The organism is Lactiplantibacillus sp. 3062 (assembly GCF_055413545.1).
Window position 1 is genome coordinate 1 of the sequence record NZ_JBVAYE010000015.1, and the last position, 19,985, is coordinate 19,985.

The following is a 19,985-nucleotide window of genomic DNA, read 5'->3' on the forward strand; positions in this document are numbered from 1 at the left end:
GTCAACTTATCACCCGCACGGTAGTTACTCCACCATAGGTAGCACGTAACAAACCATTGGTATTAAGCCCTTTGCGAAAAAGAGAGATATTTTATTTACAAATCGTGGAAGAGCACAAATTAATTTAATATTGGTCCTTTTTTTTGATGTTTTGCTTTCTCAACTATTATATACCAACTTATTATCTTAAACACACAAAAAAAGTCCCACACCAGCCAATTAAGGCTAGTGCGGGATTTGTTTCGTTAATTCACGTACTATAATAATTTTAAATTTGGACCTTTTTCCTTTATTTCTGAAATTTGTATAGCGCTAAATAAAGAATTTAAAAAATCAAACGATAATCCTTCTTGATAGAGTGCATCATCAACACTTATCCCCTCCGAATTTAAATACTCCAAAACTGTTTTAATAAGCGTCGGAAATTCTATCGATATTGTATCGTCTAATGGCTCTTTTTTTCTCCACCCATTTCTACTTATTTGTTGAAAAACGTGTGTCATCTCACTTTGAGTTAATAATCCAATTTGCTTTCCACGAATAGCTAAAGCCTGTATAGAAACTAGCCAATGTGATTTTAACGACTTTAAAAATTCTAAATTAGTAGCTACCATGTCCATCAGAATCCCTTCCTCAGGCATCAAAAATAAGCTAGCAAACATTTGTGCCTCACTTTCAACCCTCTTATTTTTTTCACTAGATTTTAGGATACTTTCTGAATATCTTGAGTGCAAAAAGACATGTCCTAATTCATGAGCTAAACTAAAACGAATTCTAACTGCACTTTTTCCTTTAGTATTAATGATCACATAAAATTGGTTATCCACTACTTTTGTCAAGGCGTCAATGCCAGCTATATCTTCATTGGTGAAAATGACTCGTACACCCATTTTTTCCATTAAGAGGGTTACATTGGAAATCGGACCTATCCCAAGATGGTACCTACGACGAATTGATTTAGTCAATTCGTCAATCTCATCCACATCTACAAGCCGAAATTCATCACTACTAATTACTAAATCACTATCTTTAAAATCCGGCAACTTTATATAACGACCTATCACCTTAAAAAAACTACTATATAAAAATACTAGTTCCTGCATAGAATTTCTGTTTTTTGTTGGAACTGCCGCACTTCGGCGAAAAAAGTTCGCAGTATCCACATTATTCCGAGAATCGCCTTTTAAAAAAAAGTAATAGGGAACTTTTAAAACTGCAGATAATTTTTGGATTTCCTCAAAGTTTGGTACCCTTCTATTACTCTCCCAATATGAAATTTGTTGTTGCTTAATTACTTTTTTATCAGAAATCAGCAGTGCCAACTCAGTTCCCGTTAACATTCTTAATAATCTGGCCTGTTTCAACCTTTCGCCTTTGAATTGGCTCAGTGGTGAATTCATATTACTATCATCCTTTATTCCTTATAAACTCTTTAAATGTGTCAACATCGATTTCCTTAATATCAGCCGGCTTTGTTATAAAGTTACGTCTCAATACAGGAGTTTCTTTGGCCAAATCAATAACGCTATACCATGATTTGTCGTTTTTCGGTATACCCAAGCCAATAAACATAGGTTGTTCTGATTGATAACCGTGATCTAGCTCCAAATATAAATTATCATCATTGAAATCTGAAGTCTTATACTCATTAAAATCAAAATCAAAATAAGATTGAAAATTTTTATTTTCTTGAATACGATAACCGGCAGGAACTGCAGGCTTATTCATATTTTTACATTGGTTAATGGTTAAATGAAAACTTCCTTCATCATTATATATAAGCAAATAGTCGTGGTTTTTGGTCTCATTTGGCTTAACTTTATACTTAAATGGTAGAATCCCTTTATCACAATATTGTTTCATATAAAATTTAATAGCTAAGGACTTCATTCTAGATAAAAAATCTGTTGTTCCCTCTTGACCTGAAATAAAAGGAAAGTCTTTACTGGCTTTGCTAGCTAACATATAGCCTTTGTTTACGACATCTGTAATTAGTGCTCTATTAGTTGGAACAATAAGTTCTTCTAATTTTTTTCTTGGATTTTCTTTTTGTATTCTGAAACCATCATCTATTTTCACTATTACACCGGCTTTCTGTAATCATTACAACAATTATACAATGAAAACATAATTTTCACAACAAACTAAAAAATTCTCACACCAGCAATTGCCAGTGTGAGGATTTCGTCTATTTGATAATCAACTTATTACCAGGGTGAATCATAGAATAGATCGTTTTACCATTTTGAGTAGCCAACGTATATACGTTCAGGCCGTTGCGTTGGGCAATCGCCCACCATGAATCACCGTACTTGACTGTATAATACGTGTGAGAATAACCAGCTTTAGAATACCACCTGCCAATTACCAGCAATGTAGTTTCGCAGTAGTGAGTATTAAAGTTGCACGATTTCTCATGTATTCCTATGATAATAATGGAACCTAGTAATAATCTGGTTTCCTCTTTCGCTAAGATACTTTCTCTTATGTATTAGCCGTCTGCCTTTACAGCAGGCGGCTTTTTACGCAAAAAATCCCCCACGCCGAAGCGCAGGGGAATTAATCAAGTTATAACTATCATCTAGAAACTACACTAGAGACAATTAATATTATACTTATTACTTGCTATTCTGTAAAGTCTTGTAGTTATCTAATTAGCTATATTGACAGCTAATAATGCTAAATCTAAACTCTCACTAACAAAATATACAGGCAAGCAACACAAAAAAATCTTCCACTCATCAAGCAGAAGATTATCCTCATCACTTCCGGCACCACTAACCGACAATCTTGGGGGGATTTGAAAGCTGTGATACTAATAACAGGACAAGGGACATAATAACACTTGTCGGTTTATATCACAATACCGAAAGTAATCTATAGAAAAATATTAATAAGTCCTTGTTATATTAATCAGGTTTAATGTATAATAACTGTGTTCTTTATTATCTTAGGAGAAACAGAACACCCATTTTATTTATTTAAACATTGGGCCAGTCTTGACTGGCTCTTTTTTATATATTTTGTTAACAAAAAATCCCCCACGCCGAAGTATGGGGGACTAGAACAGTTCACGATTATTATACTACTTTTGGCTTGCTTGTGAGGCGGATTCTGACGCCATTTCAGTGTCAGAAGCTGCAGAACTATTCACTGCAGCGACTGTGGACGTTGGTGTTTGCGCTTCGTCAGCAACCGCATTAGCGGTCGCTTCGACTTGACTTTCCTCGTCACTTTTAACTGTTGGTACTGTCACTGTTTGAACGTCAGTAATAACGCCCAGCATACCGAGGATCGTTAATACGGTATTCAATACTGCGATAATTGCTGACCAGTCACCAGTAAACTTAATGCCAAACATGGCAAAGATTTGTTGAACCAAAACGATCAGTAACGAAATAATTCCAGCGATCAATTTACCATTCAAGCTTCCATCAGCATTCTTAAAACTAATTTTTCTCATTTCTTTTGGTTTCCTTTTCATATAGATGTTTAAATTCCATGTCATGACCATCTAGCCGGCCTTCTACCTTAATGACCCGATTTTCAATCGCATTCATTGCTTCAGCATTTTGCTGCCTCACTTTTAAACTTTCATCGGTAAAATGGCTCAGCCGCTTGCCTAAATCGTTAAGCGGGATACGGACCGTCTTATTTAGAATCCAATTAGCTAGTACACAAATACTAGCGACAATGGCAACAATTGATCCCCATTCATCCCAGCCTAATCCTAATAGTGTATGCAATTACCGCACCACCAATCGCTGGCCAGGATAGATAGTGGTGTAAATTGACTTGCCATTCTGGCTAGCTAATGTAGTCATATTTAGGCCGTTGCGTTGTGCGATTGCCCACCAGCTGTCACCATACTTAACTGTGTAGTACGTATGAGTTGCGCCACTCTTTACATATTCCAGCGTATTACTTGCCGGGCCGGTTGCTAGATAACCATAACCATTAAAACGTGGCTGACGTACCCAGCGATAGCCACCTTTAATAATGGCTCGGTCGGTCTTGACCGTGGTTCCAGCTGGCAAAATAGCAATCGCATTTGATGACGTTGACACGCCTGCGCGTAGCTTAACCGCCGTCTTGAGTGTGTAAGTCTTTGTTTCTTTGACCCACTTGGCCGAGGTGGCTGGCTTGTAAATGTGTTTGTTGGCTTTTCGGTTGTTGTCCTTAACTGCACCTTTATTAGTTGGTTTTACCCTTGATTTCTGACCAGCTGTGTAGTATTTGCTATTTAATTGGCTAACATCGAAGCCACCATAGCTGATACGGAACTTAGCCGTTGATGACCACTGCCATGCGTGGTTAGTTGAATACCAGTTCTTGCCGCTAACCACATATGGGTATGCAGCAATCCAGCCAGTTTTACTCTTGATGGTCATTTTATTGTTAGCCCACGATCCAGACGTATAAATGTCGGCACGATAACCAAACTTCTGAATCTCTTTCATGAATGCTTTGTTATTGACGTCGTTGGTCGCTTTGGATTGGTTATTGGCTTCCTGTGATTCTACGTCCGTTGCCAATACTGCGCCCACCGGTAGTCCTGCCGCTTTAGCCGTTTGACCGGCAAAGTCAGCTTCAGCGATTGCTTGTGCCTTAGTGGCGTAGCGCGCAAAGTGGTAACCATTGATATACATTCCCGCTGCTTGGACATTTGCGATGTTGCTGGCAGCATACGGATCCTTGTACGTACCGCCTTCACTAATCTTGACCGTAACAGCCTTAACGCCAAATTCATTACGCATGGAAACATACTCTGCCGTTGACATATAGCCATTATTATTCGACACATCGACCATATCCATGCGAGCGGCGCTGGCATTTAGTCCTAAAAAAAGAGCCGCCATAGTGGCCGCTCCGGATAAAATTAATTTATTTTTGAGTTTCACTCTTATCACCTCCCCATTATTTAGCGGCTGGTGCCACGTATTCCTCGCCGGTAATCGTCTTGTAGTCATCGGACGTAATATGTTCTAACTCAACTGCTTTAGCTACCATTGCTTTGGTCCATAAGTTCAATTCATAAAAGCCTTTAACAGTCTCAAAATCTGGAAAATTCATATCGCTTTGCTCTCCTTTAATAAACATTAATTGATATACTGATTTTGCATTCTGCTCCTGTAGAACCGTAAGTGATTGTTCATCAAGCATCTGTTGGTAGGAAAGCTTGCCGGTCAATATTTGCAGATCATTTGGAACAATTCTAGGTTCATATGTTTCGTCCATAATTAGCCTCCTAAATTAGTTGTTTCCAAACAAATTCATTTGTCTGATACACACACATATAGACTTTATCCGTAGTGCCTTTAAGAGTATAAATGTCGCCACGAACACTAGCATCAGGGTTAGGAAGCGAAGTAACGTCAGCAACTCTGATTACTCGTGAGCCATCAGTATTGCTAGTTGGTTCACCGAATTTATACATCAGATTGGAACTATTAACCCAAAGGTTGCCAGAATTTACCGATAAATTGTGAGTATAGTTGGCGGCATTATCAGTGCTTGTAATGTTAATTGACCGATTAGTAGTTTTTAATACACCATCATTGTTATAGTATTGTGGATAAGCACCGACAATTTTAAGATTTGGAATGTTACAGTTTTCTATGATTGAATTATCCGCATTATTGGTGGCAACGGAAGCCGTCTGACCGTTCAAATTTTTAAGCGAATATGACTCGCAATTGACCAAGTAGAAATCCATTTGTGCTGTACCAGTTGCTACTCTTATCCCATCCAAAGTCAGTGTTTTAGCACGATTGGCTTGCACAGCATACTTGAATGCACTATTAGCTGCACTGATCAATAAGTTCTGTGCCGTTACTCCCTGCTTAAACCAACTGGCCTGACTTTCGTCATAGCCAACTCTGACAGCAACTGATGCAGCGTTCAAACCGGCAATGCCTGAAATACTGATATTATCGAAAGCAACTGGTTTTAGTGCATTTTGTATCGATGGTAGTACATCAATCCCAACTGACGGTGTATCACGTCGGTTCTGCACAGCAATCCAGCCATTTGTAAATGTCACGCCACCGTCGGTCGAGAACGTCCTGATACCGTTGGCACAGTAGTCACACTCAAACTTATCGGAAACAAAGTAAAGGACATCTTTGATGTTATAGCCCAAATCATAGCCGATAAAATTAACATTGCTAAGACGGACAGATTCTGGACGCTGATAACTACCAGAGTGACTATCACCGACAACTTCAATTCCAGTATTATAATCGTTGAGTGCACCTAACTCCAATGTATCGATATTACAAGTAACATCATCGATTGTTGTTTGCACTACTTGACCACGTAACAAAAATGGATTGAAAACATTCGTCATGCCAATCTTATTAATCGTTGTCCTGAACGAATCAGTCAAATTGAATGCATATTTGAACCGTCCTCCGCTTATTTCGATATCATGGAAATGGTAAGCAACAGCACGCTTAGTATCATTCTCCTGTGACTTAAAAACTGTATTTGAATCGGCGTGGTTATCCTTTGATTCCACTCTAAAATACGCAATATCAGCGATGGTTCTACCGCCGATTGCCAGTTCAAAAAGGTCGGTATTTTGCGCGTTAAAGATTGTTTGGTTGGCCCCAGCGCCGATAAAATTCTGTAAATTTAGTGAGATGGTCTTAGTGATAAGGTAAGTCCCTGCCGGTACAAACACACTTTTACCGGTGTCAACCGCTGCTTGGATCGCATCACTATCGTCTGCAACTCCATCGCCTTTTGCGCCAAACCATTTAACGTTGACACCACGATCACTAAACTCGTTATTCAGCTTATCTATGAGGTTGGACCCCATAGGTTTAAAAGAAGTTAGTGATCCCAGCAACTCGTCCATCTGGCCTTGAGTGAACAGGTTACTCTGCTTTATTTGTGCTTGTAACGTGGTTAGTAAAGTTGCTGTATCGGCACCCTGCGCGCTCAAAGCCGTAAACAGATCAGTTAGCTTCTGCTTCCATTTATTCAAGTCACCATCAGCATCGTCAATCAACAACTGTACGGCATCAAGGAGCTTCTGTAATTCTGTTCTGAATGGCGACTTATTGACAAACATGTCTGGATTACCATTGTAGACATGGAACCAGACATTGAATGTTGTCACTCGCTTACCATCAGCATTTTGTAACCCTAAGAAGCCATAAAAATAACCTTCCTGTGGGAACATGGTTCCAGGAAGATTCATCTTAACTCGACCCAATCCAACAATATCACCGCTAGTCCCAACATAGCTAACTGCTTCACCGGTTTCAGCTGTAACTTGGTTATTCTCATCAAGACTACCAACAAAACCAGTCAGAAATGGCACTAGCCCATCTTGAAACTGTTGTGCTAGCCCCCGCTCTTTAAATTGAACAACCAATGGGACTTGTTCATCGCCCACTCGGCCGTTGAAACTATCACTCAAGTTAAACGCATCACCTGAACCAATTTGTTGTTTGTACGTATCCAACGTAATCGTACTAATCATTTACTCACCTTCCTCAATCTCTACTACTTTGCCGTTAACAATTTGGATCGGTACATCATACTTAATCAAAATGTTGACGATAGCTTGAACATTATCCTCGTAAACGTTTATTTTGCCAGATATATCGTCAAATTTATTTTTAAGATCATCTACTCCAAGCTCATCAGTATCTAGTTTATCCAGGTAGGGCTGTATAATCTCAAAATTAGAGATTAACGTATTTCGCAAATTACGATTACCAGTTGGCATATTTTTAATAACTAATTTATTGGCCATTTACATCATCCTTTATCACTGAAACTACACCATTAGAAATACTGAGCTTGAAAATAGTACCTGTAACACTATCTTTAATCCTAATAGCATCAATCGGCTCTGCTTTTAGACTATCTAGCTTTTGCTTATCACTAGCACTTAATAAGCCCTCTGTTGTATCTGTAGCAGCTTCATACTCTTTTAAATTGTCGATTTTTTGCTTATCTGCTGCGGACATTAATCCATCTTGCTTGTCCGTTGCAACCACTGGCAAAAGTTTAGCCAAGCCGATAACTGAATCTACCGAAGTCATTGGCCAATATACATTGCCGTCATCATCTTTTAGATAGCGTCTATGCGTCTGGTTGATAACTGACACTTGATACACCTCCATCAATAGTTCTTAGACCTACAAAATGATTTTCAGCTTTTCTTAATCCATTGGCTACTGCTTTTAAATCAGTTAAAGACTTGTCATGCTTATTAACCCGATTGTTCAAAGTCAGCGAAATGCTTTTAAGCGCCGCAGCTGTATTATCTAATGTAATCGTCGGTAATGTTGCCGGGTTATACGGATTTTGTGTGATTCCAGTAATTGTTACTTCACGCTCTAACCCCATACTGGGAACACGCAAAAACCAACCATCACCTCTAGCAATATTTGTACGCGACAAATATTGCATTGTTAGTTGAATGGTTGGCTCTGTCTGCATATTACCGTCCATATATGATTGCATTGAGACTTGATCAGTAAAACGCTCATCTGATACGGCAGCCCCACGTTGCAAACCGTATTTTTGAATACTACTCTGATTGTTCCAGACAAACTTAACCAAATATTTTCCTTTTGAGGCATCATTACTGCTATCACTGTTATCTGTATCAACTGGTTTTCCGTAACACCAACATTGGTTGATCAAACTAGTGGAATCGAATGATAGATGCACGGCATCCGTATTACCGCCATAAACAAACATATTACCCGTATCATGGCGGAATGTATCTCGTGAGCAAAAGTGAATCATCAAGTTATCTGGTATCATTGCTGCCCCAAACTTATCCAAATAACTCGTTAAAAAATCAAGGAAGGAACTATTACCTAAGTTTTCAATTTGAACTTTTTGAAAATCCCCCGTAAAGTCAATTTGCACTCCTTGATCATTATCCGCTACAAAAGCATTACAAGCACTTTGAAAAGTATAAGTAAGCGTACCTGCATTAATATCTTCTTTACGAATATTTTTAAGCGCCTCATACATAACATGAACTGCTTTAACTTGATTAGTCAGTATTCCATTATCAATCGCTGGAACAGCCTGTTGTATGATATACCGTTGACCACCATAAATGACATAATTTTGAACTTGCAACAAATTGAAAGCCTGTTCGTATTGTGGTACTAAACGTGCAGTAAATGATATTTCCATTGATTGATTTAAAACCCATGCATCCTGAAACGTATCTTGCGCATCATTAATGTTAAGCCGTTCTTCATGGTTGCCTGACCGATCTCTTACTAATAACATTGGATACTTAAACATAGTAGAACGGCGTATCAAAGCTAATATTGGAATCTGTACAGCCAGTTAAAGTAAATTGATTATCACCTAGTTGTAATGAGATAACCCCATGGTTTGTGTCCGATCCACATTGTTGCCCGTTTATAAACGGATTAACACCACTTAATTTCAACTCGTCATTTGCCGTTAAAACACGATTACAGCTGAATGTTTGGCCAGTAGTCGTATTAGTTAATGTTGGTTTCCCGTTGCAATGGATCGTAATGATCAACGGGTGCTGCTTTGTATCCGGTTCAATCATGATATCGCCGATATTTACAACCGTGAATCTATCCATGTTTTGAAAACTATATTGTGGGTCTTGATCCAATCTTAAATTTTGACCAAGTGCCCATAATTCAGAATCAAAGTCCTCAACATCTTGAGTAGTGCCCAGAGATTGACCCAGCCCTGCTGAATTATTAAATGTGACAGTAGCGTAGAAATCTTTTTCATTAGGGTATGTCGGCTTAAAAGTCTTAGTCTTTACACGAAATTTAATTCCAGGATGATTACTAAATGTAATCCAGAATTCATCGCGTGCATACAAGAAGCGTTCCAGTGCTTGATAGCCTAGCGACTGGTCAGCTTCATCGATGCCAAACGAATAAAACTGGCAAGTAATGTCACGTTGATCATATCGTGAACTCATTAGTGTTTGCCCATCTTGTTGTCCTAGTGCTTGGTAGGTATCAGCCGGATTGACATCCGGTAAAGTTGCGTCATACATATAAACGCCCTGCAAATTCGGCACATCAAAACAAGACACCCAATTAGTTCCGTCCACGCTGATAGCATATTCAATTGGATTGAACGGCAATTTATTATCAGTCTCGCCAAAGCGATAAGCATGGGGCCTATCAGTTCGTGTGGAAAATATTTGCATGATACGCTCCTCCTTTCTATTCTGATTTTGTTGGATTATACTGAAAGCATTAAATAAAGTGAGGTAATGACAATGCCACTATTTGGTAAAAGCAATAGCGACGACAAGCCAAAATTAGTTGAAACAGTTGGTCCAGTTCCAGAAGGATATCATTTTACCGATATTCTACTATCAGAAAAAAGGACCTCATCTGGTATTGGAGCCCAATTAAAAATTGTAAAAGATCTTGAAGAAAAATGTAAACAACATGATTACGATGGATTTGCCAATCTTAAATTCTCCGCAGCAGGCGCCGAAACGGGTACTGAGATTACAGTTTTTGGTTACGCAGATGGAATTAAAGCAAACTGAAAAGCATCCCAGTTGGGGTGCTTTTTATATTTGCCCTTGAACACCTGCTAAGCGAAACTTACTAGCCCCAACTCGCTCATTACTTGCTGAAATCTTTTCGCCGTCTAAATACATATCATTATTCTTATCGCGGATCTCTTCCAGTCGTTCAATAACTCGTTCTAACAATGAATTATTAAGTTGCTCAGGTTCGTTGCCTTGTGTGTTACGTACTTGTGGCAAGTGAGCCACATGATTAGGTTCAGTTGCATTACGTAATTGCGGTTGTTCTTGTATTGTGCGTTCATAAGCATCATTCAACAATTGCATTGCATTACTTCTACGCGGATTAACAACAAACTCGTCACCATCTTCTGCAATTGTCGCAAGTTGTGGTGTTAAAGGATGACCACCAGTAGCAAATGAGCTTAACAGACGACTACCTTGTGGACCACTATGCAGCCAATCAACCTTTGGAACACCCCAAATAACGGTGTGTCCAATACTGTTTCGCCAATCGGAGTTATTGAAGAAAGCTAGTAGCTCATCGAGCGGATTCATCCTATTGGTATGGTCTGGCATCGCAAAGGCACCAAATGTCCCTGGTGTGAATTGTAGAATCCCACCAGCTTCATTACCGCCGCTATTGCCATCGTGAATAGTTTGAATCACAGACTTACCACCAGATTCACTCATGATAGTTGCTTGCAAAAGCTCACTGAAACCTGCCGGAAGACTATCAATGTGCATCATCTTAGCAGCTTTTTCAATTAAACCCGGGTTGTAATGACCGGCTTTACCGTCAGATACTTCCAGTGTTTTTTTGGTGCTATTTAACATTTCCTTGAACTTATCCACTGCTATGCTTGATAGCTTGCTAATGGTGCCGCTAGCTAAGTCGCCAAAACTAGCTGCCCCTTTAAATAAGCCATCAGTAGCTTTATGAAGTAGCTTGGAGATATTACCGAGCGGATCTTTGAGGAACTTCTCAACAGCCTCGGCCTTGTCACCAATCCATGAGCCAATGTCAGATAGCTTACCCTTAGTCCAATTAATCGCATTGCCAACAATACCGCCGTGTGCATAATGATCAACACCAGCAGAAGCCATAATAGAAGCTGTTTCATCGCCATTGTATACTCGTGTACCAACTGGCAAAGGTAGCACTGCATTACGTTGATGCGTCATCTTGAGTTCACCAGAAGGTAGTTGTAACAGTTCCTTCCAGTTCTGACCGGCACCATCGTTAACCATCGATAGACGAGTATGCACGACACCACCTTGAGCAAATTTGACTGGCTCTAAATGGTGAACACTGGTTTTATGACCAGTAAAGAATTTCCAAACCGAATCAATAGCATCTACACCGGCATTAATAACGCTCAAAACACCGTTTATGCCGTCTTGGGCAGCCTGTTTAATACCTTTCCAGATATTCTTGAAGAAGTCACCAAGCCCTTGCCACATACCATGCCAAACGGTGCTAATTGCATCTAATACTGATGAAATTATATCGTGCATGCCATTCATGTAAGCTTTAATCGCTTGCGATAGGGCTTTCCAAATGTCTGAAAAAATATTTTTGATATCTCTCCAGACTTTGCTCCAGTTGCCATGAATAATATCAAGAACAGTTTGAATTACGTCAGAAATGACATTCATTGCCCCGATAATTAGTGGCTTAATCACATTCCAAACAGATTTGACTACCGTACTAATAACATTCCAAGCAGCTTTCCAGATTGCTTTGATAATATCCATTCCGGCTGATATAAGGCCTTTAATCACAGCCATGCCTATATCAATAATTGGCTTAATAATCGCCCAAGTTTCTTTTACTTCAAGTGATAGATAACCCCAGGCAACCTTCCAGAGTGCGCTTACCACAGCCATTCCAAGCTTGAGAACTTGCTGGACCATCTTAATCCCAGCCGAAACCACTGGTTCAATCTCTTTCCAGACTGACTGAATGGATTTAACCGCCGCTTTGAAGAAAGGTCCGAATGTCTTTTTGATCCACGTTACAGCATTACCAAGCCACTTAGTAGCATCCTTATACCAATCTTTGATTGTATCAACAAGCCCATTTACGAACTCACGGAACTTTTTATTATGCTTATACAACTCAACTAAAGCTAACACGATTGCCGCAATAGCTGTAATCCAGATGGTGAACGGCACTGCCTTTAGTGCTTTGCCAAAAGCTGGAAATACACCGGTACCTTCTTTTATAGAACCGCTAAATGCCGATATTGCTTCAGAACCAGTTTTAAATGCAGTCGTCTTTTTTAAAACAACCGTCATATCTTGAAATTCCTTAACAAATTCAGTAATCTTCTTCACAGCAAATGCAGCAACCAGAATTTTGCCAAAGCCTTGAATTGCACTCTTGTGTTTCAAAATGCTATCTAAAGCAGATTCGACCTGCTTCAGTGGATCATTAGTTTTTTTAGCATTATCGCTGACTAAGCCAAAGGCATCTGCAATACCTTTGAACATGCCACTGATAGTAGACCAGATAGACTTGGTTAGGATGACCATGATTGAAGTCAAACTCTCAATAATGGCATTAATATCTTTTTGGTGCGCGGCGATATACCCAATTAAGCCAGATGCTTTGCCAGCCATAAATGCTAATCCTTCACCAACAGAATGGGCTAACGCAGTCATGTCCTTAGATTGTAACAAGTTTCTAACGGACTCTAAACCAGATGTCTTAGTATCCACCAGTGGTTGCATCAGGGTTGATTTAATCCCCGTCCAGCTACCCTTAATCTGAGCCATGACCCCTTCACCAGTTTTACCAAAATCTGCAAAAACTTGTTTGGAATTATTTCCAATTTTGGAGATGGCCGTTTCAAATTCGCTTGAAGATACTTTGCCATCAGCAACCGCCTTTTTCAATTGGCTTTGGCTCATGTCTAAAGCAGCTGCAAGTTGCTTAGGCAAAGCCGGGGCCTCAGCAGTCATCCGAGTAAACGCCATACTGGTTAACTTGCCTTGTGATTCAATCTTTTTAAATGAACCTGTCAAGCCATCTGCAGTCTCCACACCTTTACCAGAAGCTACCGCTAAGGCAGTTACCCCAGTAGTCAACGCTTCAGTGTCTTTCACATTATCTGTAAATCCATAAAATTGCTTCTGGATATTCTTGATATCGCCCGCCGCAAAACCAGTTTCATTCCGCAAAGTCACCATGTTACCAGATAGATCTTTAATCTTATTCTGAGGCACATCCATAGCTGACCAAGCCCGAACGGTTTGCTCACCAGATTCGGCTAGTTCTAATCCATCTTTAGCTGACTCGATTAGCTTGCTCCCCAAAGAAGCAATCCCATTCGAAACAATGTTTCCAGCAAATGTACCAACTAATACACTTCTCAGACTACTAGTTTTTTGAGTCGTTTCTTCAGTTTTAGTAGTCAAAGACTTAATTGGTGCTGATACCTTGTCTTCAACTTCCAATGCCGTCCGCTTAGTTTCAGGAATCTTTGACAAAACTTTTTCAAAATCAATTATCTTGCCATCATTAACGTTAGCGGTCAGATCTGTCTTGACCTTTCGCGGAACTTTATCCAAAATAGCGTCAAAGTTCTTGATGCCAGCATCATTGGCTTGAGCTAAAATTTCAGTCTTAACGTCTTTTGGAATCTTTCCTAGCAACGAAACTTGCTCTTTGGCTTTGGCTACTGCATCAGTCGTATTGACTTTGACATCAGCATCAGTTGTCTTCGGAATATCACCTAAGCCATCCTTTACCTTCTTGGCATCATCAATGGCTTTTTGTGCATTACTTGTTACATCAACTTTAGTATCTTTGGGAATTGAATTCATTGATGACTGTAGTTCTTTAGCGTCAGTGACTATCTTTTGAACCGAATCAGCACCGCTGGTTCCTAATGTTCTATATGCGTCTTCCAGTGCTTTCGTTGGATTCACTGATCCATTAACTAAGCTCCGGGCATCCGTTAACATTTGCTTAACACGCGTCAATGGAGCCGTGACATCATCCACAAACGACCAACGAACCTTATCATCAACTACATAATCTGCGCCCACTAGTCGCCACCTCCATTACCGTGCATTAATTGATACAGTGCCATCGTCTGTTCATTTTTATTCTGCTGCTGTTTGATGAAATACGGGTCAAACTGTTGTTTTATCTGCGATTCCTGTCGCTTCAAATTCTCTGTTACTTCTTGGTCGTACTGTTGGTTCTTCTCACCGTCTGCAATAAGAACCGGTCTGGTAAAACTAGCAGCTTGCTTCTGTGCATGTAAATCATCAATTCTAGCCAGCAATGCTCCTTTGAGCATTGCATTATATTCTGAGACCGTTAAATCATAAAAAGCATTAATATCAGTAATACCAATATAACGCCGAGCCCCTTCTAACCATTGACTGAGGCTGTCTGACTGTTTGCTACTGGTGCTGTCATTTTGTCGAAAGCGTTCTCTGCTTCGTTGATCTGATCGAGGCCAACTTGAATCCCGGTCTTCTGCGTTGCTGCCCGTTGATCGTCTTGGTCGGCCAAGGCGTCGAGCTGTGCTTGCAAGACGGTTCGCAATTGATCGTTGCGCTTCTTCCAGGCTTTGGCCTTGATCTTGAAAAAACCACTGTTATTTAGCGCGTTAACCGCATCTTTAAAGGCAGCTTCTTCGGAATCAGTATCCTTGAATACTTGATCATCCAAAGCGTCATACAAATCACTGTCGCTTGGGTGATCACTTGCTAGTGCCGCTTCATAGAATGCTAACAAAGCATCTGGATCAGATTGTACCAATCCAGTAATTAGGTTTGAAAATCCAGACTTATCTTGCTCATCACCCATCTTTTTACCTAGTACCGACCGAAAGCGAAAATTGATAACTGGTGTTAATGACTTACCGTTAATATTTAAAGATTGCATAATTTAAAATCCTTTCTTTCTTAAAAAGTTACTTACCTGTATTAGCTGAACCATTACTTGCTGTGTTATCAGATGGCTGTGATTCATCAGGGATATTAGTCGTCGCACTGTTGTCGCCAACATCTTGACCATGACTGAAGGCATATAGGGCTTTGTCCAACACATCAAATGAACCATCAACTAAGTCAGCTTCTGTAACCCGAGCTGGCTTACCATCTTCATCATCAACGGCTTCGCCTTGCACCTCAAACGTTGCATTTGATTGCGTAATAGCACCAATGCCTTCAGTGATTGGTAGTTGTGGTACAAGGCATTGCGAATACTCAGCTTCTGCACTTCGATTAGGCTTAGTACCTTGTAACGTATTAAAGTCAACCCGCCATAAATGAATCACTTCGCCTTTTGACCAAGCATCATTTAATTCACGATATAGGCTGTCATTTTGGGTATAAACCAAATTAACAACTCGTTGCTGTGTTTTAGCACCCAACGATTTCAACGTGACCGTTTTGGTTTGGACGTTTGAAGCCGTCCGTGTGTTCGTCCCAGAACTAGCACCTTGTAGGCCCATTACCTCTGGTTTACGTGATTTTGGCCAGCTATCACGCTTCCAAAAGTACATAAATTTATCGGCAAATTTTGGACTGATAACTTCTGTTGTTGTTCCAATTCCTGTTGGCATATTTCTGCCCCTTTCTAAATAAAAAGACGCCTAAGCGTCAGTAAGTGATTAGTAATTAACTTGATAGTCTACAAGAATCGGCACATGAAATAAGGTCCGATCTTGTAGTGAATTGTCGGTAAGAATCCGACTAGAATAATGCAGCGCCATGAAGGGATAATTCTGACCAACTAATGATTTCAACCGATCTGTGATAGCTTGCTGTAAGTTCAGTGCATCACCGTATAAATCATGATCTACGTACAAATCAGCATGCAAGGTTAGCTGATCCTGGCTGATAAACTTTAACTGACTAGTATCTGTAACATTATCAAGTTGCAAAGTAACTTGCGGAAATGTCAAATTATCTTCTTCATCACTCGGTAGTAAGACCAGCAGATTAAGACCAGTTAAAGACGCTTGGGCACTTAATAATAGGTCTACGACCGGATATATTGGTTCCACAGCTACGCCTCCTTAATGGCTTGTTTAAGAGCTTCCCTGACGGTCTCGTTCAGCTTGCTACCAATTTCATCACCAGCAGGCTTCATAAATGGCTGTGCAGGCATTCTACCATCCTTCGTGCCGAACTCAACAGCTTGACCGTATTCATAATCTTGCTTCGTCATTGCTTCTGGTGCAATTTCAGTCTGCATTCCTTCTGAATTGTCATGTGCATCAATACTTCGCATTAAATTTCCTGTAGGTTTGTATCCTGATTTTTTGCCACCAACATTGGCACGCTCAATTTCTCGAGCTTTCTTCTGCACATCAACACCTGCATTATGAATAACTTTCTTAGCATTTGTATCTAGTGCATATTGCAGTCGTTGTAAGCGCGTAACGCCTTGCCCACTGCTAACCTTCGCCATGGTATGCATTAATTGATTAATAGGGCTCGACCAACTGTCTGTCATACTAAACCTAACTGTTGGGATATGCTCATTATCAGTTGACATCTAGTCACCCCCAACTTGCTTTTTATCAACAATGATATAAAAATCCGTTCGATATTGGTGATAGGCTACTTTAGTAATTGCATAACTTGGCGCAAACGTTTTGAGACTCATACCAGATAGGCCAATACTGTCAGCGGCATGCTCACCCATTACTCGAACAATTCTAGCGTCCGCATATACTTTGCCAAAAACAGTCATCTGTCGTTGAGCACCCATCTGATTAACTCGTGCATCCGCAATCATTTCAAGCAAAGTTGGCTCAGCTTTACGATTTAATGAACCCGCTGACGTTGAAGTTTTGTTAGCCAACAGATAGGCCCTTTCAATTTTCAATCCCAGGTCACCACCGATCCTAACCGGTTAGCACCAGACTGATTGTCTACATACTTATTTAGTAACGTAGCGAATGGTTTCATGTCGTCATCTGAAAAAGTAAAAGATAGTCCTTCTTCTGATGTAGCCGTAGTTCCCTCTGCACCTTCTTGGACAAACTTAGACGCAGCCATCTTGCGCACGACTCCATCTAATTGTTGTGGTACCTCAGCCTGGTTAATATAAATGCCAATTGCATCTAATGCGTCACCAATATAAAGTTCCAGCTTATCATCAAGAACATTGTCATCATCTTTTAAATCACGCATCAGTTTTATCCCATGCAGTAAAGATTTAATTCGTTCAGTTCGCTCTTCATCATTCATAAAAAGCCCTCCGTGAACTACTTTCCTGAACCTGTCGTTGTACTACTTGCGGCACCAGATCCTGAGGTATTTGTAGTGGTTGTCGCCCCTGCGGTCGTATCTAATACATAAACCGAATCAGCCTGTTCAAATGAAGGCAAAGACATCATAGATACTTTAGTTTCAACATTCACTGGGTCAGTTTTCGTAGTCGTTGTAACTGCGACACCGGTATCAACAATACGAACTTGTGCCGCATTGGAAGATAACAGGTCTGCTTCTTCTGGGGTCGTCCCAAAATGCGTATTACCAAGATCAACAGCTGGCATAAAGACGGCTTTACCGTCTGGAATAAACTTAACTAATTTACCATCCGGACCAAGGTACCCTTTATCATAAATAGCAAAACTCAAGCCATATTCATCTTCCAGGTAAGTCATAATAACGGACTTGGGTAATACCACATTAGTCTTACTTGCAGAACTAGCCAGCAAAGTAGACTTAATAGCATCATTACTTGCAAGTGTATTCCAAGTTACCCGGTTCATAACAACACGTGAGATTGTGGCTCCCGTTTTATTACCAATTTGTGTCGTAATCCGATCAAAGTCTTCAAATGGATTACCCTTGGCATCCCCCCAAGCAACCTTGGAGGCACCAATATTTTCAGTTGGCATATCGTAGTCAATAGTCATATCAACACCATTCCCAGTCACCTTAGCTTTACCGGTTGTCAAAGCTTCCATCCGGATAATCTCACGCCGCAATGCAGCGCCCTTAATCAACTCGATGTCATCATCGAAAATATGAGCAATAATCGTATCACGTAGTGTTTGGTCAGCACTATTGCCTAGCATTAATAACTGCTGACGTAACTTTTCATCAACATATTTAGATTCCTTGAAGAAAGCCATATCCTGAGTTAACTTGCTTAGCCCCTTACGTCCCCGTGGTACAACATTAGTATCGAGTGCTGATGGTGCTAAAGCAACGGGTGCTCCGGTTGCACCTTTCAACCAGTCCATCGTCATACCTACTTGACGAACATTTGGAAAAATAGTTTCACCAAAATATGGCGCTTCTTGCTGCGCAATTGTTTCCCAATATGCGGCAATATTAGTTGCATTTACTAAATCAAAAATATTCATTATTTATCAGTCCTCCTATGGCCGATTGAAGAATGTAACTTTACCAGCTAATGCTGCTTTAGCATCGGCTGAAACATCTCCGCTAGCAATACGAGCAGTATTAATAAAGCCAAAAATAATGACTGTACCAGTCGCATTACCAGCTGTAACATCTACATCATGCTCTAATACACCTTGTGCTTTGGCATCTTGTCCTACTGACAATACAGCTTGTGAATCGTCTAAAAACGAACTAGCACCACCAACTACCGTCCCAGCCGGAATAACTTTCCGGCCAAAACTGTTAGGCGTTACACCATTTGCACTAATCAGTCCAGGCAACGCTACCTTCTGTTGTACATTCCCCAGCACTTGGGTTTCTGAAATAAAATCACGTTTAATCGTCATTGATTAAACCTCCTTATTTTTTATGACCAAAGAAATCACTTGCAGGCTTCTTTGGATGTGCCATTGCAGCTAACTCTTGCGCGAATTTAGTATCTTCACGATCATTGCCGTTATTTACAGTTTGGCCTGGAGTTTGTTTACCCTTCAAGCGTTCCTCAACACCAGCTTGAACGGCTTTATTAAAAGCTTTTCCAAAGTTTTCGACATGTTGTGCGCGCTTATCAGTATCGACATCGTTCAGCACTTCTGCAAAATCTTCTGGTAAGTTTTCCTTAGCCAGCAAATCGCGTGTTGCATTAATTGATTCACGACGATTCAATTCAGATTCACGCTTGTCTAACTCAGCTTGACGGGCTTTCTGATCTGCTGATTCGCGTTGCTCTGCAGTCATTTTGGCACGGCTTTCACCATCTTGGCGTGCTTGCTCCAATAGATCTGGAAGAGACTTCTTTTTAAAATCATCAATAGCGCTTGAAATTAACCCCCGGACCTCTTTACGATCAAACTGCTTGCCGGTACCTTGAGACCCATTTTCACCATTGTTATCCTTACTTCCACCATCACCATTACCATTTTGAGAATTATTAGCTGGCTCGGCATCTGCCTCATTACCACTGCCAGGTACTGGTTCAGCGAAGTACTGTAAATTCATTGGTAATAATCGTTTAAACATAAAAATTCCTCCTAAAATACTTTCTAAGTGGTATAACTGTCAGCTGTTC

At 40.2% G+C, this 19,985-nt stretch carries 23 protein-coding genes and 1 pseudogene; 1 reads left to right on the plus strand and 23 read right to left on the minus strand.

What is annotated here, in order from left to right:
* Positions 1–257: 257 nt before the first annotated feature.
* From ACWQAU_RS14035 to ACWQAU_RS14090, 12 genes and pseudogenes are all read right to left on the minus strand, one after another.
* Entirely contained in the window at positions 258–1,400 is a 1,143-nt protein-coding gene (locus ACWQAU_RS14035) for a helix-turn-helix domain-containing protein (RefSeq protein WP_027821350.1), read from the minus strand.
* A 7-nt stretch (positions 1,401–1,407) separates the two neighbouring features.
* On the minus strand, positions 1,408–2,079 hold the full coding sequence (locus ACWQAU_RS14040) for a hypothetical protein (protein ID WP_027821936.1): 672 nt from the start codon (positions 2,077–2,079) through the stop codon (positions 1,408–1,410).
* A 109-nt stretch (positions 2,080–2,188) separates the two neighbouring features.
* Positions 2,189–2,335 (minus strand): annotated as a pseudogene (locus tag ACWQAU_RS14045) (LysM peptidoglycan-binding domain-containing protein); the annotation flags it as partial.
* 750 nt (positions 2,336–3,085) lie between these two features.
* On the minus strand, positions 3,086–3,463 hold the full coding sequence (locus tag ACWQAU_RS14050; protein WP_027821935.1) for a phage holin: 378 nt from the start codon (positions 3,461–3,463) through the stop codon (positions 3,086–3,088).
* Entirely contained in the window at positions 3,450–3,746 is a 297-nt protein-coding gene (locus tag ACWQAU_RS14055; protein WP_027821934.1) for a hypothetical protein, read from the minus strand. The genes ACWQAU_RS14050 and ACWQAU_RS14055 overlap by 14 nt, the downstream gene beginning before the upstream one ends.
* Positions 3,747–4,910: a GH25 family lysozyme gene (locus tag ACWQAU_RS14060; RefSeq protein WP_375794156.1), complete on the minus strand. Its 1,164-nt coding sequence runs from the start codon at positions 4,908–4,910 to the stop codon at positions 3,747–3,749.
* A gap of 7 nt (positions 4,911–4,917) precedes the next feature.
* Complete coding sequence (locus tag ACWQAU_RS14065; protein WP_033608067.1) at positions 4,918–5,238, minus strand: XkdX family protein; 321 nt, start codon at positions 5,236–5,238, stop codon at positions 4,918–4,920.
* Between the two features lie 10 nt (positions 5,239–5,248).
* A complete protein-coding gene (locus tag ACWQAU_RS14070; protein WP_079111820.1) occupies positions 5,249–7,492 on the minus strand; it encodes a glycosyl hydrolase family 28-related protein in 2,244 nt (747 codons plus the stop codon).
* Entirely contained in the window at positions 7,493–7,768 is a 276-nt protein-coding gene (locus ACWQAU_RS14075; RefSeq protein WP_027821932.1) for a hypothetical protein, read from the minus strand.
* Positions 7,758–8,126 carry a hypothetical protein gene (locus ACWQAU_RS14080; protein WP_027821931.1) on the minus strand — a complete coding sequence of 123 codons (369 nt, stop codon included), beginning with the start codon at positions 8,124–8,126 and terminating at the stop codon, positions 7,758–7,760. Before ACWQAU_RS14080 ends, ACWQAU_RS14075 begins: the two co-directional genes overlap by 11 nt.
* Positions 8,101–9,288: a phage tail protein gene (locus ACWQAU_RS14085; protein ID WP_027821930.1), complete on the minus strand. Its 1,188-nt coding sequence runs from the start codon at positions 9,286–9,288 to the stop codon at positions 8,101–8,103. Before ACWQAU_RS14085 ends, ACWQAU_RS14080 begins: the two co-directional genes overlap by 26 nt.
* Positions 9,281–10,192, minus strand: coding sequence for a phage tail domain-containing protein (locus ACWQAU_RS14090; RefSeq protein ID WP_027821929.1), 912 nt, complete (start codon positions 10,190–10,192; stop codon positions 9,281–9,283). The genes ACWQAU_RS14085 and ACWQAU_RS14090 overlap by 8 nt, the downstream gene beginning before the upstream one ends.
* A 72-nt stretch (positions 10,193–10,264) precedes the next feature.
* Between ACWQAU_RS14090 and ACWQAU_RS14095 the strand changes: the two genes are divergently transcribed.
* Positions 10,265–10,543, plus strand: a complete 279-nt coding sequence (locus ACWQAU_RS14095; protein ID WP_027821928.1) for a hypothetical protein — start codon at positions 10,265–10,267, stop codon at positions 10,541–10,543.
* A 24-nt stretch (positions 10,544–10,567) separates the two neighbouring features.
* Here ACWQAU_RS14095 and ACWQAU_RS14100 read toward each other — a convergent pair whose 3' ends face one another.
* The 11 genes from ACWQAU_RS14100 to ACWQAU_RS14150 all read right to left on the minus strand — a co-directional run bounded on the left by ACWQAU_RS14100 (position 10,568) and on the right by ACWQAU_RS14150 (position 19,936).
* Positions 10,568–14,581 carry a tape measure protein gene (locus ACWQAU_RS14100; RefSeq protein ID WP_050482356.1) on the minus strand — a complete coding sequence of 1,338 codons (4,014 nt, stop codon included), beginning with the start codon at positions 14,579–14,581 and terminating at the stop codon, positions 10,568–10,570.
* Positions 14,581–14,838 (minus strand): hypothetical protein, encoded by a 258-nt coding sequence (locus tag ACWQAU_RS14105; RefSeq protein WP_027821927.1) that lies wholly within the window; start codon positions 14,836–14,838, stop codon positions 14,581–14,583. The genes ACWQAU_RS14100 and ACWQAU_RS14105 overlap by 1 nt, the downstream gene beginning before the upstream one ends.
* Positions 14,839–14,912: 74 nt before the next feature.
* On the minus strand, positions 14,913–15,431 hold the full coding sequence (locus ACWQAU_RS14110) for a tail assembly chaperone (RefSeq protein WP_027821926.1): 519 nt from the start codon (positions 15,429–15,431) through the stop codon (positions 14,913–14,915).
* Between the two features lie 28 nt (positions 15,432–15,459).
* Positions 15,460–16,113 carry a hypothetical protein gene (locus ACWQAU_RS14115; RefSeq protein ID WP_027821925.1) on the minus strand — a complete coding sequence of 218 codons (654 nt, stop codon included), beginning with the start codon at positions 16,111–16,113 and terminating at the stop codon, positions 15,460–15,462.
* Positions 16,114–16,161: 48 nt separating this feature from the next.
* On the minus strand, positions 16,162–16,557 hold the full coding sequence (locus ACWQAU_RS14120; protein WP_027821924.1) for a hypothetical protein: 396 nt from the start codon (positions 16,555–16,557) through the stop codon (positions 16,162–16,164).
* Between the two features lie 2 nt (positions 16,558–16,559).
* Positions 16,560–17,051, minus strand: coding sequence for an HK97-gp10 family putative phage morphogenesis protein (locus ACWQAU_RS14125; RefSeq protein ID WP_027821923.1), 492 nt, complete (start codon positions 17,049–17,051; stop codon positions 16,560–16,562).
* A complete protein-coding gene (locus ACWQAU_RS14130; RefSeq protein ID WP_033608065.1) occupies positions 17,052–17,384 on the minus strand; it encodes a hypothetical protein in 333 nt (110 codons plus the stop codon).
* Positions 17,381–17,749 (minus strand): phage head-tail connector protein, encoded by a 369-nt coding sequence (locus ACWQAU_RS14135; RefSeq protein WP_027821922.1) that lies wholly within the window; start codon positions 17,747–17,749, stop codon positions 17,381–17,383. Before ACWQAU_RS14135 ends, ACWQAU_RS14130 begins: the two co-directional genes overlap by 4 nt.
* A 17-nt stretch (positions 17,750–17,766) precedes the next feature.
* Positions 17,767–18,876, minus strand: coding sequence for a major capsid protein (locus ACWQAU_RS14140; RefSeq protein ID WP_050482355.1), 1,110 nt, complete (start codon positions 18,874–18,876; stop codon positions 17,767–17,769).
* Between the two features lie 15 nt (positions 18,877–18,891).
* Positions 18,892–19,263, minus strand: a complete 372-nt coding sequence (locus ACWQAU_RS14145; RefSeq protein ID WP_027821921.1) for a hypothetical protein — start codon at positions 19,261–19,263, stop codon at positions 18,892–18,894.
* 13 nt (positions 19,264–19,276) lie between these two features.
* Positions 19,277–19,936, minus strand: coding sequence for a DUF4355 domain-containing protein (locus ACWQAU_RS14150; RefSeq protein ID WP_027821920.1), 660 nt, complete (start codon positions 19,934–19,936; stop codon positions 19,277–19,279).
* Positions 19,937–19,985 lie beyond the last annotated feature (49 nt).

Coding starts and splice junctions, on each gene's coding strand:
- ACWQAU_RS14035 (WP_027821350.1), bottom strand. CDS start 1,400: ATGAATTCACCACTGAGCCAATTCAAAGGCGAAAGGTTGAAACAGGCC.
- ACWQAU_RS14050 (WP_027821935.1), bottom strand. CDS start 3,463: ATGAGAAAAATTAGTTTTAAGAATGCTGATGGAAGCTTGAATGGTAAA.
- ACWQAU_RS14065 (WP_033608067.1), bottom strand. CDS start 5,238: ATGGACGAAACATATGAACCTAGAATTGTTCCAAATGATCTGCAAATA.
- ACWQAU_RS14070 (WP_079111820.1), bottom strand. CDS start 7,492: ATGATTAGTACGATTACGTTGGATACGTACAAACAACAAATTGGTTCA.
- ACWQAU_RS14075 (WP_027821932.1), bottom strand. CDS start 7,768: ATGGCCAATAAATTAGTTATTAAAAATATGCCAACTGGTAATCGTAAT.
- ACWQAU_RS14085 (WP_027821930.1), bottom strand. CDS start 9,288: ATGTTTAAGTATCCAATGTTATTAGTAAGAGATCGGTCAGGCAACCAT.
- ACWQAU_RS14090 (WP_027821929.1), bottom strand. CDS start 10,192: ATGCAAATATTTTCCACACGAACTGATAGGCCCCATGCTTATCGCTTT.
- ACWQAU_RS14095 (WP_027821928.1), top strand. CDS start 10,265: ATGCCACTATTTGGTAAAAGCAATAGCGACGACAAGCCAAAATTAGTT.
- ACWQAU_RS14105 (WP_027821927.1), bottom strand. CDS start 14,838: ATGCTCAAAGGAGCATTGCTGGCTAGAATTGATGATTTACATGCACAG.
- ACWQAU_RS14110 (WP_027821926.1), bottom strand. CDS start 15,431: ATGCAATCTTTAAATATTAACGGTAAGTCATTAACACCAGTTATCAAT.
- ACWQAU_RS14115 (WP_027821925.1), bottom strand. CDS start 16,113: ATGCCAACAGGAATTGGAACAACAACAGAAGTTATCAGTCCAAAATTT.
- ACWQAU_RS14125 (WP_027821923.1), bottom strand. CDS start 17,051: ATGTCAACTGATAATGAGCATATCCCAACAGTTAGGTTTAGTATGACA.
- ACWQAU_RS14135 (WP_027821922.1), bottom strand. CDS start 17,749: ATGAATGATGAAGAGCGAACTGAACGAATTAAATCTTTACTGCATGGG.
- ACWQAU_RS14140 (WP_050482355.1), bottom strand. CDS start 18,876: ATGAATATTTTTGATTTAGTAAATGCAACTAATATTGCCGCATATTGG.
- ACWQAU_RS14145 (WP_027821921.1), bottom strand. CDS start 19,263: ATGACGATTAAACGTGATTTTATTTCAGAAACCCAAGTGCTGGGGAAT.
- ACWQAU_RS14150 (WP_027821920.1), bottom strand. CDS start 19,936: ATGTTTAAACGATTATTACCAATGAATTTACAGTACTTCGCTGAACCA.